9 protein-coding genes are annotated in these 13,735 nt (G+C 60.6%); 1 reads left to right on the plus strand and 8 read right to left on the minus strand.

The window, feature by feature from the left end:
• Positions 1 to 116: 116 nt before the first annotated feature.
• On the minus strand, positions 117 to 1,250 hold the full coding sequence (gene odc2 / locus JZX89_RS20635; RefSeq protein ID WP_149899060.1) for an ornithine/lysine decarboxylase: 1,134 nt from the start codon (positions 1,248 to 1,250) through the stop codon (positions 117 to 119).
• 538 nt (positions 1,251 to 1,788) lie between these two features.
• On the opposite strand from odc2, the gene JZX89_RS20640 reads away from it, so the two are divergent.
• On the plus strand, positions 1,789 to 2,682 hold the full coding sequence (locus JZX89_RS20640; RefSeq protein ID WP_207135218.1) for a LysR family transcriptional regulator: 894 nt from the start codon (positions 1,789 to 1,791) through the stop codon (positions 2,680 to 2,682).
• Positions 2,683 to 2,738: 56 nt separating this feature from the next.
• Here JZX89_RS20640 and JZX89_RS20645 read toward each other — a convergent pair whose 3' ends face one another.
• The 7 genes from JZX89_RS20645 to JZX89_RS20675 all read right to left on the minus strand — a co-directional run bounded on the left by JZX89_RS20645 (position 2,739) and on the right by JZX89_RS20675 (position 13,667).
• Positions 2,739 to 3,692 (minus strand): substrate-binding domain-containing protein, encoded by a 954-nt coding sequence (locus tag JZX89_RS20645; RefSeq protein WP_149899062.1) that lies wholly within the window; start codon positions 3,690 to 3,692, stop codon positions 2,739 to 2,741.
• A gap of 71 nt (positions 3,693 to 3,763) precedes the next feature.
• On the minus strand, positions 3,764 to 4,765 hold the full coding sequence (locus JZX89_RS20650) for an ABC transporter permease (protein ID WP_207135219.1): 1,002 nt from the start codon (positions 4,763 to 4,765) through the stop codon (positions 3,764 to 3,766).
• A 52-nt stretch (positions 4,766 to 4,817) separates the two neighbouring features.
• Positions 4,818 to 6,341, minus strand: a complete 1,524-nt coding sequence (locus JZX89_RS20655; RefSeq protein ID WP_207135220.1) for a sugar ABC transporter ATP-binding protein — start codon at positions 6,339 to 6,341, stop codon at positions 4,818 to 4,820.
• A 194-nt stretch (positions 6,342 to 6,535) separates the two neighbouring features.
• Complete coding sequence (locus tag JZX89_RS20660) at positions 6,536 to 7,159, minus strand: TetR family transcriptional regulator (RefSeq protein ID WP_149899065.1); 624 nt, start codon at positions 7,157 to 7,159, stop codon at positions 6,536 to 6,538.
• Between the two features lie 102 nt (positions 7,160 to 7,261).
• Positions 7,262 to 10,396, minus strand: coding sequence for a multidrug efflux RND transporter permease subunit (locus JZX89_RS20665; protein ID WP_207135221.1), 3,135 nt, complete (start codon positions 10,394 to 10,396; stop codon positions 7,262 to 7,264).
• Between the two features lie 11 nt (positions 10,397 to 10,407).
• Positions 10,408 to 11,610, minus strand: a complete 1,203-nt coding sequence (locus tag JZX89_RS20670; RefSeq protein ID WP_369809579.1) for an efflux RND transporter periplasmic adaptor subunit — start codon at positions 11,608 to 11,610, stop codon at positions 10,408 to 10,410.
• A gap of 554 nt (positions 11,611 to 12,164) precedes the next feature.
• Positions 12,165 to 13,667 carry a sensor domain-containing diguanylate cyclase gene (locus tag JZX89_RS20675; RefSeq protein ID WP_207135222.1) on the minus strand — a complete coding sequence of 501 codons (1,503 nt, stop codon included), beginning with the start codon at positions 13,665 to 13,667 and terminating at the stop codon, positions 12,165 to 12,167.
• Between the last annotated feature and the right edge of the window lie 68 nt (positions 13,668 to 13,735).

Genomic DNA, 13,735 nt, shown 5'->3' on the forward strand with positions numbered 1-13,735 from the left:
CGCTTTCCTCGGCTGGAAGAGGAGCAGCAAGCAGGGATTTGCGCAACAGCACAATCGGCAGAGCCGGAACGGAAGCTTGGTCGAGACGCCGCCCTGTTCAGCGGGCGGCGTTCGGATCAGATGACGTAGGACTTCAGCGGCTCGAAGCCATTGAACGCGACCGCCGAATAGGTGGTCGTGTAAGCGCCCGTGCCTTCGATCAGAACTTCGTCGCCGATGGTCAGCGAGACCGGCAACGGGTACATGTTCTTTTCATACAGCACGTCGGCGCTGTCGCAGGTCGGGCCGGCCAGAACGCAGGGCAACATCTCGTCCTGATCGCGTGTCGTGCGGATCGGGTAACGGATAGCCTCGTCCATCGTCTCGGCGAGACCGCCGAACTTGCCGATGTCGAGGAACACCCAGCGGTGGTTGTCGTTGTCGGATTTCTTCGAGACAAGAACGACTTCCGCCTTGATGACGCCCGCATTGCCCACCATGCCGCGGCCCGGCTCGATGATCGTCTTCGGGATCTGGTTGCCGAAGTGCTTGCGCAGCGCCGAGTCGATCGCCTGGCCGTATTCTTCGGCAGCAGGAACGTCGCGCAGGTACTTGGTCGGGAAACCACCGCCCATATTGACCATCTGCAGGTGGATGCCCTGCTTGGCAAGCGACGCAAAGACGCGCTTGGCATCGGCAAGTGCTGCATCCCATGCGTCGAGATTCATCATCTGCGAACCGACATGGAAGGAAACGCCGTAGGATTCCAGACCCAGCTGATGGGCATAGACCAGAACGTCGACAGCCATCTGCGGCACGCAGCCGAACTTGCGCGACAGCGGCCATTCGGCGCCTTCGCCATCCGTCAGCACGCGGCAGAACACACGCGCGCCGGGAGCGGCACGGGCAACCTTCTCGACTTCCTCATGGCTGTCCACAGCGAAGAGATCAATGCCGAGCGCGTAAGCGCGGGCGACATCGCGTTCCTTCTTGATGGTATTGCCGTAGGAGATGCGGTCGGAAGTCGCACCGGCATCGAGCGCCATCTGGATTTCAGCCACGGAGGCGCAATCGAAGTTGGAGCCGAGGCCAGCAAGCAGCTTCAGGATTTCCGGAGCCGGGTTTGCCTTGACGGCATAATAGATCGCGCTGTTCGGCAGGGAATGCCGGAACGCGTTGAAATTGTCGCGCACGACGTCGAGATCAACCACAAGGCAAGGGCCTTCGGGACGTCGGGTCTTGATGAAGTCGAGAATGCGTGCAGTCGTCATCGATATATTCCCTATAAAACCGACTCCGGAAAAATCCGGAGGACAAAGGACGCTCGAGATATGCATTCGAATCAGCCGGTGGAGGCGCAGAATCGATAGCATACGCTCAAGGCGTGAATATGAACGATGCCCTGCCAGAGCATCATTCGGCTTTGTCTGCCATCGATTGGAGGGATTGACCCGACCGCACTTCAGGCAATGATGGTGTGCCTCTTCAGTACCCCGGCTGATGGAAAGCCGGCAGAGAACCAGAAAGGCCCGCACCGTCGTTGCTTCATATGTCCTCGCATTTCCCGGTTGGCCGGAATAGCGACTGGAGGGGTTAGTTCCAGGTACCTTACCTAAATCCTCACCACATCGAGGACTCGGCGGACACACATGGGCACGTGCGACTTTGGGCAGCACGGGAGATAAGAATATTCGCAGTCATAATCAAGAGGTTTTTTTCACCATTTAGCGGATTTTTTCGGCAGCCATTTTACGGGTTGAACAGTCACCCTCCAGCGTTCAATTATATGGAACGAACCGGAGGATTTTCATGGACACGCTCACCCGCATCCGCGCCTTTATCGATGTTGTCGAGGCAGAGGGTTTTTCCGCCGCCGCGCGCAAGACCGGGCGTTCCAAGGCGCTTCTGTCCAAATATGTGCGGGAACTGGAGGATGATCTCGGCGCGCTGCTCCTCAACCGCACTACCAGGCAATTCTCGATGACAGAGGCGGGACACACCTATTATCGCACCGCTTCCGACATTTTGAAGGAGATCGACAACCTCGCCGATCTGGTGCGCGAGAAAAATGCCGATCTGAAGGGCAAGCTCAGAATTTCGGTTCCGCGTACCTTCATCGACGCCGATGTCGGCCAGAGCCTGATCGATTTCGCCAAGGAAAATCCGGAACTGTCGCTGGAAATCGTCGCCGAGGACCGGTTTGTCGATCTGATCGAGGAAGGTTTCGATCTTGCGGTCCGGATCACCCGGCTGGAAGATTCGGGCCTCATCGCCCGCAAGCTTTCCGATTTCCGGGTCTATGCGGTGGCGACGGCGGATTTCGTGGCCCAGCACGGGCCGCTCGACGGGCCGCAGGATTTCTCCCGTGTTCCCTTCATCATCGACACCAATACCCGCTTTCACAATACGGTGCGATATCTGGAGCCGGATGGCGGCTCTAATTCGGTAACTATCAGCGGGCCAATCGAGGTCAACAGCCCACAGGCGACGCTGCGCGCCGCCCGCGCCGGCCTTGGCATCGCCATGGTGCCTGACTTCATCGCCCGGCCCTATATCCAGTCCGGCGAACTGGTAACGCTGTTCGACGAGTATATTTCCAAGGACAGGGGCATTTATGCGGTCTATCCGCATCGCCGTTACCTGCCGGCCAAGGTGCGCAGCTTCGTGGATTATCTTTCGGCGTGGTTCAAGAAGAACGGGTGAGCCACCAAATGAAACGCCCGCCTTGCGGCGGGCGTCGGTTTTAGCTGACGATCAGATCAGAACGGCGAATCCGGGAAGTAGAACTGCTCGGCATTGTCCTTGGTGATCAGGGTCGCGTCGAGAATATAATTGCCTGCAACCGGCACCTGATCGTAAAAATGCCCGGCCGTCAGTTGCATGGCGGTCGCCACCATCGCCGGCGGGTAAAGCACGTCAACCGGCACCAGCTTGTCGCCGTCCATGACCTTCTTGATCATGTCCTTGGAACCGGCACCCGCAACGATATACTGGATATCGGTACGTTTCGCCTGCTGGATCGCCTCCAGCACGCCGATCGCCATGTCGTCATCCTGGCACCAGACCACGTCGATCTTCTTGTATTTGGTCAGATAGTCCTGCATCACGCGGAAGGCGTCGTCGCGGTTCCAGTTGCCGTATTGGCGGTCGAGAACCTTGACGTTGGAGCCGGCGATACCCTTGTCGAAACCATCCTGACGCTGCTGGTCGATCGGGATCGGCAGACCGCGAATGACCACGACTTCGGCATCCGGCGTGGTCTTCTTGATGTATTCGCCCGCCACTTGGCCAAGCGCCGGGTTGTTGCCGGCAACATAGAGATCGCGGATGGAATTGTCGTTGACGCTCGGCGCACGGTCCACCAGCGCGACGAAGGTGCCCTTGTCCTTGATCTCCTTGATCGCGTTGACCAGCGGATCGGGATCCGACGGCAGCACCACCAGCGCGTCCAACCCCTGCACGGCAAGGTCCTGAAGCGCGTTGGCCTGATTGGCAGCATCCGGCGAGGTCTTGACGATGACGTTGAGGCCCGGATGCTCCTTCATTAGAAGTTTTGCCACCCGCTCGGCATGGTAGACGACGCCCGCCGTCCAGCCGTGGTCGGCTGCCGGAATGGATACGCCGATCGTTACCTTCTTGTCCTGTGCATGGGCCGAGCCGGCCAGCACAGCAGCAAACGCGGCGAAGGCCACGCCGATGAATTTTCTACGCATAGTCTCTTTCCTCCCAAGACCGGGGCGTTCCTCCTTCAACCGCACCTGCCCCACTGGCGCGGCGTGATACGTCACCTGCGGCTGAGCGAGCGCTGCACCAGCATGGCGATGATGATGATGGCCCCCTGAATGGCGCCGATCAGATATTCGCTGACGAAGTTCGACAGGATCATGATGTTGCCGACGATCTCCAGAATGAAGGCGCCGCAGATCGTGCCCCAGATGCGCCCCACCCCGCCGCGCAGCGCCGTGCCGCCGACAACAACGGCGGTGATGGCCTGCAACTCCCACAACATGCCCGTGGTGGCCGAGGTGGAGGCGAGACGCGGTACATAAAGCAGCACCGCCACCGCAACGCAGAGCCCCTGCACGACATAGGCGATGGTACGGACCCGGGCGACCGAAATACCGGAATAACGCGCCACATCCTCGCTGGACCCCACCGCTGTCAGATGTCGGCCATATCGGGTGCGATAAAGCACGAAGGCGGCGATGGCAGCGGTGACGAAGATGACGATGATCGGAACCGGCACGCCCAAGACATTGCCGAAATAGACCGGGCGATAGAGCGTCTGGATTTCCGGGTTGCGCAGCGTGATCGCACCACCCTGCGACAGCCAGGTGGTCAAGCCGCGATAGATGCCCATGGTGCCGAGCGTGGCGATGAAGGGCTCGATGCGGCCGATGGTGGTGATAAGGCCGTTGGCCAGCCCGCAGGCCGCACCGATGGCGAGCGCCAGCGCCATGGCGGCCAGCAGCATCAGAAGCGGGCTGGCGATGACGCCGCTGTTCATGAACAGGATCATCAGGCTGGCGACGAATGCCACCATGGCCCCGACCGAAAGATCGAGCCCGCCTGACGTGATGACATAGGTTGCGCCCAGCGCGATGATGGCGATGAAGGCGCTGCGGGTGACGACATTCAGCAGATTGTCGATTCCGATGAAATTGGGATTGGCGATGGTGCCGAGAACCAGAAGCAGGGCCAGCGCCACGAACGGCGCGACGGCGCGCAGATCCCAGTCCTTCGAGGTCTTCGGCGTCTTGCCGGTGTCAGTTGCGGCCTCGGTCATATTTCCCCTCAATTGTCTTTTCTTCAGGCCAACTCTTTCGAAACCCGCAGCCTCAGGCGGGTTCCTGCGTGTGAACACCGGTCGCCAGCGCCACGATGTCGTTTTCAGTCATACGCTCACCCGTCACCTCACCGACGATCCGGCCGGCACGCATCACCAGAATGCGGTCGCAAATGCCAATCAGCTCGGGCATTTCCGAGGAAACGACGATGATCGAGCGTCCCTCCTCCGCAAGCCCGGCGATGAAGCGGTAAATCTGCTGCTTGGTGCCGATATCGATGCCGCGCGTCGGCTCGTCGATGATGACGATGGACGGATCGAGCAGCATCATCTTGGCCAGCAACAGCTTCTGCTGGTTGCCGCCGGAAAGCTGGCCCGCCAGCAGATCCTTGCGGCCGGTGCGGATATCGAAATCGCGCACTGCATCATCAAGCGCCGCCGTCTCGCGGCGGGTATCGATCTGGAACAGCCGGCTGAATTTCTTCAGCGAAGCAAGCGTCAGATTGACCCGCAAATCCTTGGTGAGCAGCAGTCCCTTGCCCTTGCGATCTTCGCTTAAATAAACGATGCCCGCCTTCAGGCTGTCTTCGGCCTTGGCAAAATGCACCGCACGCCCGAGATGGCGCACCGTTCCCCGCCCGGCCCGCAGGCCCAGCACGCCCTCCATCAGCTCCGTCCGGCCCGCCCCGACCAGACCGGCGAAACCGAGAATTTCGCCCTTGCGCAGGCGGAAACCGGCATCCTGCGCATAACCGGGAACGTTAAAGTGCTCCACCTCAAGAACCGGTTCCCGCTCACCGCCGGCATTGCGGTCGGGATAGAGCTTCGCCACATCCCGCCCCACCATCAGCCGCGCCATATCGGCCGGCTCCAGCGCGGAGGCCGGATGCGAGGCGACCAGCCTGCCGTCGCGCAGCACCGTCACACGGTCGGCGATCTCCTTCACTTCAGGCAGGCGGTGCGAAATATAAAGCACGGCCACGCCCTTCGCCCTGATGTCGCGGATGACGTTGAGCAGCGCATCGGTCTCGATGGGTGTGAGGCTCGCGGTCGGCTCATCGAAAATCACTACGCGATGCGGCACCAGCAGAACGCGGGCGATCTGCACCAGCTGCCTTTGGGCAATCGACAGGCTGCCGACGATGGCGTCGGGATTGATCGTGCCGCCGAGATCGCCGACGGCCCTGCGCGCACCATCGCGCATGGCGCGGTCGTCCATAACAGGACCTCTATGCAATTCGCGGCCGAGATAAATGTTCTGCGCCACCGTCAGATCAGGCGCCAGCAATATTTCCTGATGCACGAGAACGATGCCGCGATGTTCGGCATCCACCGGTCCGCCAAGCGTAACGGCTGCGCCATCGATGAGGATTTCGCCGCCCGTCGGCTTCTCATTGCCGGCCAGCAGCTTCATCAGCGTCGATTTGCCGGCGCCGTTTTCGCCGATGATGGCGTGCACCTCGCTGGCGCGCACCGCTATCTCGATATCCTTCAGAACCTGAACCGGCCCGAAGGATTTCGACAGCCTAACCGTCCGGATAAGAACGGGGTCTGAAGTTTCGTCAGCAGAATCCATCCGCCGTCACCGACAGCCGGTGAGAACGAACGGTTTTTGCCCCTCGATTTTTCCTGATTTGACCATAAGCGAACTCCTCCCAAAGCTCTGAGAAGAAGCTAACGTCCGTTTTGAGGTACGTAAAGCAAATTTCGCTCGTCTTTTAGAATACACTGAAATTTGAAGGGGGCTTCCTGGCCTGATGGCGGATCGGATCAGGGATTTGCGGCGCGCCTGAAACCTTTCATCAGGCTATGCACGGCCTCGCCACCCTCTTTTGCAAGATCGAAGCGCTTGCCGAACAGCAGCCAGTCGGAACAGATGCCTTTCAGCAGCCAGTAGAGCGCCCCGAGCGCCGATTCCGCTGTCCAGTTGTCGTTGAAGGCACCTTCCGCCTGCGCCCGCTCGAAAGCCGCTTCCAGCCGATCCTTGTGGTAGCGGTCCAGTTCCTCCTGCGCATGCAGGACAGGCGCGAACTCGTCTGAATAGCTGGTACGCAGGCTGATGGTCATGATGCGCTGGCGTTGTTCGTCCTGCGCCAGAAGCGCCAGCCACTTGCAGGCCGCCTCTTCGATCTTGGCCAGCAAGGTCAACCCCTTCAGATCAGGATCACCGAAATCGAGCAGATCCGATTCGGGCAACGCCACCGATTTGTAAAGGCCGATAAAAAGGTCGGTCTTGCTGGAAAAATGCCAGTATATCGCCCCGCGCGTGACGCCGGCCGCAACCGCTACCTCGTCCAGCGAGGCATTGGCCACACCCTTTTTGAAGAACACACGCTCGGCAGCGGCAAGGATCGCCTGACGCGTCTCTTCTGCCTCGGCCTTGGTACGGCGCATGCTGATGTCTCCTTCCAATCGTGGCACGGCGCTTTCGCACCGTGCCTTTCTGCATTGCCGGACTGTCAGTCACATGAACATGATCCGGCTTTCACATCCGTTTTATTCCGCCAGCGACACGGCGTCAGCAGCAATCTTGTCGTCCTTCTTCCGATCCCCGAAAAACTTCATGACAAAGACGAAGAAGACGGGAACGAAGAAGATCGCGAGGATCGTCGCCGAGATCATGCCGCCCAGAACGCCGGTGCCGATGGCGTTCTGGCTGGCCGCACTCGCACCCGAGGCAATCGCCATCGGCAGCACGCCGAGCGAGAAGGCGAGCGAGGTCATCAGGATCGGCCGGAAGCGCAGGTGGGCCGCCTCCACCGTCGCATCATAGGTGGATTTGCCCTCGGCCCGCAGATCCTTGGCGAATTCGATGATCAGGATCGCGTTTTTCGCCGAAAGCCCGATGATGGCGACGAGGCCGACGAGGAAGTAGACGTCGTTCGGCATGCCGCGCATCATCACCGCCGCCACCGAGCCGATGACGCCGAGCGGCACCACCAGCATGACGGAGAGCGGAATGGACCAGCTTTCGTAAAGCGCCGCCAGAAGCAGGAAGACGAACAGGATGCTGAGGCCGATGAGGGCCGGCGCCTGCGAGCCGGACTGGATTTCCTGCAATGACTGGCCTGTCCATTCGAAACCGAAACCATTCGGCAACTCACCGGCCAGACGCTCCATTTCCGCAATCGCGTCACCGGAGGAATAACCCGGTGCCGACTGGCCACCGATACGGATCGCCGGATAGCCGTTGTAACCTACCACCTGCGAGGGACCGCGCACCCATTCCACCGTGGCGAAGGAGCTGACCGGCACCATGCCGCCATTGGCGTTGCGGACGTTGAGGTGCAGCAGGTCCTCCGTCTTCATGCGCTGGCCCTGCTCCGCCTGCACCGTCACGCGCTGCATGCGGCCGGCATTGGGGAAGTCGTTGACGTAGGACGAGCCCATATTGGCCGAGATGGTGGCGTTGATATCGCTGAAGGTCACACCGAAGGTGTTGGCCTTTTCACGGTCGATGATGAGATTGACCTGCGGTGAATCCGGCATGCCTTCAACGCGCAGTCCGGCCAGAACCGGGCTTTTCTGCGCCGCCGCCATCAGTTGCGCACCGGCTGCGCTGAGTGCGGTCTGTCCGGCACCCGCGCGGTCCTGCAGGCGGAAAGTGAAGCCGCTGGAGTTGCCGAGGCCCTGAATGGGCGGCGGCGACAGCGTGAAGGACATGGAGCCCGGCAGGCCCCACAGCTGGCCGTTGATGCGTTGGGCAATGGCGGATGCGGAATCTTCCGGCCCGCGCTCGCTCCAGTCCTTCAGCGTCGCGAAGGCGAGACCGGCATTCTGGCCGGAACCGGAGAAGGAGAAGCCCGAAATTGCGATGACGCGATCGACCGCCGGTTCCGCCAGAAAGATTTTTTCGATCTGCTGGATGGACTGAAGCGTGCGTTCGCTGCTGGCTTCCGCCGGCGCCTGGATATCGACGATCAGATAACCCTGGTCCTCATTGGGCAGGAAGGAGCTTGGCAATTGCATATAGGCCCAGCCGAGACCGGCAAGCAGCGCCGCGTAGATGACCATGAAACGGCCGGAACGCTTGATGATGCTGCCGACCGACGAGGAATATTTATGCGAGGCCTTGTCGAAGCCACGGTTGAACCAGCCGAAGAAACCTTTCTTCTCGTGGTGCCCGGCCTTGATAGGCTTCAGGAACGTCGCGCAGAGCGCCGGTGTCAGCGACAGCGCAAGGAAGCCCGAAAACAGGATGGACACTACCATGGTCAGACTGAACTGCTGGTAGATGATACCGACCGCACCGGGGAAGAAGGCCATGGGCACGAACACCGCCGTCAGCACCAGCGTGATGCCGATGATGGCGCCGGAAATCTGGCCCATCGCCTTGCGGGTTGCTTCCTTGGGCGACAGATGCTCTTCCGCCATGATGCGCTCGACGTTCTCGACGACGACGATAGCGTCATCGACCAGAATGCCGATGGCGAGAACCATGGCGAACATGGTGAGAACATTGATCGAGAAACCCGAGACATACATGATGGCGCAGGTGCCGAGCAGCGCCACCGGCACCACGAGGGTCGGGATGATCGTGTAACGGATGTTCTGAAGGAAGACGAACATCACCACGAAGACGAGAATGATCGCCTCGACCAGCGTGTTGATCACCTTCTGGATGGAGATTTTCACGAAGGGGCTGGTGTCGTAGGGAATTTCATATTCCAGACCCGGCGGGAAATACCGCGACAGCTCCTCCATGGTGGCGCGCACGCCATCGGAGGTCTGCAACGCATTGCCGGTGGGCGACAGCTGCACGCCGATGGCCGCCGTCGGCTTACCGTTCAGGCGACTGGAAAACGCGTAGCTTTCGCCGCCCACTTCCACCCGCGCCACATCGCGCAACCGCACGGACGAGCCGTCCGGATTGGCGCGCAGCACGATGGAGCCGAACTCTTCCGGCGAAGTCAGCTGGCCCTGCACGTTGACGGTGGCCGAAATCTGCTGACCGATGGGGTTCGGCGACGCGCCGATGCGGCCCGCCGCAACCTGCGAGTTCTGCGCCTGAATGGCCGAGATGACGTCGGACGAGGTGAGGCTCAACCCGAGCATCTTGTCCGGGTCCATCCAGATGCGCATCGAGCGCTGGGTGGCGAATAATTGCGCGCTGCCGACGCCCGGCACGCGGCGCAACTCGCCGAGCACGTTACGGCTGAGATAATCACCGAGGCCGATGGCGTCGGTATTGCCGTCGACGGAGGTGAGCGCCACCATCATCAGGAACGAGGTGCCGGCCTGTTCGACGCGCAGCCCCTGCTGCGTCACCGCCTGTGGCAGACGCGGCTGAACGCGGGCGATGCGGTTCTGAACCTCGACCTGCGCTTCACCGATATTGGTGCCCGGCGCGAAGGTGACGTTGATGGAGATGCTGCCTGACGATTCGGAAGTCGATTCGAAATAGAGAAGACCCGGAACGCCGTTCAGCTCCTCCTCGATGGGCCGCGTGACGCTTTGATAGATGTCTTCGGGCGCAGCACCGGGATAGGTGGTCGCAATCGAAATCTGCGGCGGGGCCACATTCGGATATTGCGCAATCGGCAACATGGGAAGGGCAAGCAGGCCCGCCAGCATGATGAAGATGGCGACGACCCAGGCAAAAATGGGCCGATCGATGAAAAAACGTGCCATGAAATCGGTCCTTATTGCTTCGCGGCCGGGGTCTCGGTAGCGGCAGCGCCGTCACTGCCGGCGGCGGCAGCGACATCCGGCTCGTCAGACCACGGCTCGGGCTTCACCTTGGCGCCGGGCGCAGTTTTCTGGAAACCTTCGGCAACGACGCGGTCGCCATCGTCAAGGCCTTCCGAAATCACCCAGCGATCGCCGATGGAGCGACCGACGCTGACGCGCCGCTGCTCGACGGTGTCTTCAGCGTTCACCACAAGCACGCTCGCCTGCCCGCCCGCATCGCGCTGCACCGCCTGCTGCGGCACGGCAAAGGCCGCCTTCTGGATGCCCTGCTGGATCTGGACGCGGACATACATGCCCGGCAGCAGATCGCCGTTCGGGTTGGGGAATTCGCCGCGCAGCGTCACCTGACCGGTGGTTTCGTCAACTGCCGCCTCTGAGAACAGCAGGCGGCCCGAAAGCGGATAACGGCTGCCGTCATCGAACAGCAGGTTGACTTCGGCCTCGTTCGGGCCGGTCATCAGCTGGCCTTCCTGCAAGGCCTTGCGCAGCCGGATGAGATCGGCGGCCGGCTGGGTGAAGTCGGCATAAATCGGATCGAGCTGCTGGATTGTCGCGAGATTTTCCGAGCCGGTGGCGCTGACGAGCGCGCCTTCGGTGATGCGCGCACGGCCAATCATGCCGCTGATGGGTGCGGTCACATTGGCATATTGCAGATTGAGCCTGGCTTCCGCGACGCCAGCTTCGGCAACGGCCACCTCGGCATCGGCCTGCGCCAGCAGGGCGATGGCATTGTCGAATTCCTGCTGCGAGCCGACATTGGAGCGACGCAGCTGCTGCTGCCTGTCGGCCGTCTGCCGCGCCTGTAGCTGTGCAGCCTGCGCCCGACGCAATGTTCCCTCGGCGCTGTCGACGCGCACCTGGAACGGCGCAGGATCGATCCGGTAGAGAACGTCGCCCGCCTTCACCAGCGAGCCCTGTTCAAACACCCGCTCGACGATGATGCCGGAAACGCGCGGGCGCACTTCGGCAAGCCGTGTCGGCGCGATGCGTCCCGGCAATTCGTTGGTGATGGGCAGCTCTTCCTGTTTCACGGTCACGACTTTCACCGCGCCGGGCGGCGGCGCAGCGGGCGCAGAGGCCTGCTCGTCGCTACATCCGACCAGAACGATGCCCGTCAATAACACCGCCACGATCTGCCCCAATTTCTTCGCCATACTGCGCTCCGAATCCACAAAAAAGGTCATATTTACATACATACTAAGACGTATGTAAAATTCGGGCAATGGAAATGTTGCAGCGCAACAGCTGTCTCACGCGCTTGTGAAGATGCGTACGGCCCTGACCGCACACTAAGGAAGAGTGGAATCGTGAAACGGGAGGGGGCGTCGGGCCAATCGCACCAACGTGCTCCCCGGGCTTCTCCCACTCCTGTCCGGTTTAAATTTCTGGACAAGGCACAAGACTCTCAAGAGCGGCGGCGTCCAACGGGAAGGAAAGTCATGCCAATTGCGCCGACTTCATCCTCGGGCCTGTCCCGAGGATCTACCAACGTATTGATTTTATTCGACGTGGTCAGATCCTCGGCACAAGGCCGAGGATGACGCCGTGGGAATGTTCACCCTTCATCACCGACTTCAGAGGGACTGCGACCTGCCCGGAAATTTAAACCGGACAGGAGTGGGACAAGCCGAGGGGTGACGTCGAGATGATGTAAATCGTCGCAGAAGGCTAGAACGCCCCCCGCACCTTGAAGCGCCCGCGCCTTTCCTCAGAACAGACGCTTAAGCGGGGCGGCCTCGGACGGGTTGTTCTTCGTCGTCTCGCCATTATCGGCAGATCTGTTGCGCAGGGCCGCATAATAGGCGTTCTTATGTTCGTACATATTCATATCTGCCCGGCGCACCAGCGATTCCATCGTCTCGCCGACTTCGCTGGTCGCTACTCCCAGTGACAGGCTGAGCGGCGCACTTGAATAAAACTGGTTGTTGATCTTCAGCAGCTCATAGACGGTTTCAACCATGGCAGCGGCAATCTGTTTGTCGGCGCCGGGAAGAAGGATGGCGAATTCGTCACCGCCGATGCGCGCCGCATGGTTCGGCGCAGTGACCACGCCATTCAACACTTCTCCCACCCGCCGCAGCAGGGCGTCGCCGGCATCATGGCCGAGCTTGTCATTGGCCTCCTTCAGGCCGTTGAGATCGATGACGATGGCGGAAACGGGCCTGAGCGCATTGCGCTCCAGCCGGTTCAGCTCGTCCGAATAAAAGGCGCGGTTGTGCAGCTTGGTCAGCACATCGTGCTTGCCGAGATATTCGAGATAGGCTTCCGCCTTCTTGCGCGCGGTGATGTCCGTCAGCGCCACCTGCACCAGCGACCAGTCCTGCTCATGGCCGGGGAAGACGGAAAAATGCAGGAGAACATGCCGCTCCGAGCCATCAAGCGCATAATTCACCACCTCGCGATGGTGGTTGAGATTACCGTTCCAAAGCTCCATCAGCTGTTCACGGAACGGCTTTTCCATCTCGCCGCGGAAAATATCGCCGAGCCGCTGCAGCAGCACCTGCCGGTCCGGCGCGCAGAACAGGTCGAGCGTGGCTCGATTGACGTCGATGACACGAATTTCGCTCATGCATTGCCGCACGAATTCCGGATGCACATCCGTGAACACCCGGAAATCGACAATGCCGCGATCCCTGACCTCCTCGATCAATCGACGGACTCGGCTGAAATCTTCCACCCAGAGCGAAACCGGTGAATGTTTGAACATGCCCTCGGCATAACGGCGATTGAAAAGCTCCTTGCGGCGAGCCTCCTCCCGTTCCGTCACATCCTCGGTGGTCAACAGCAGCCGCCCGAGCGTCGCTTCGTGGCCGGGAATGACCGCGCCGCGCAGCTGGATATCCAGCCGTTTGCCGCCGATCGAATAGTTGACGGCATTGCTTGTGAATTCCGTCTTGCCGGCCCAGAGTTCGGAAAGCTCATTCACATGGCTTTCCAGCATGTCGTCGCGAAAAATCCGGTGCAGATTGTCGACGAGATGCGCCTGATCGCGCGCCTCGAACAGTTCCAGCGTCCTGGCGTTGACCTTGATAACGCGAATTTTCTGCGAACAGGCCGCCACCCGCGATAAATCTTCGAGAAGAAACGCCCTGAAATCCTCGACACCCTCAGCCCGCCAGATATCGAACTGGTTCTTAACTGCGCTGAAATCCTCGATCCACATCGCCACGGGCGCGAGATTGAAGATATTGGTATCGATCGTCTCACTCATACGGGCAGTCTTCTCAAGGGTAGATGCAGGCGGATGCCAAACGGTGCGGCACGGCGACGACCGTCCGC

Origin of the sequence: Agrobacterium burrii (genome assembly GCF_017313405.1) — a bacterium.
Taxonomy (GTDB): Bacteria; Pseudomonadota; Alphaproteobacteria; order Rhizobiales; family Rhizobiaceae; genus Agrobacterium; species Agrobacterium burrii.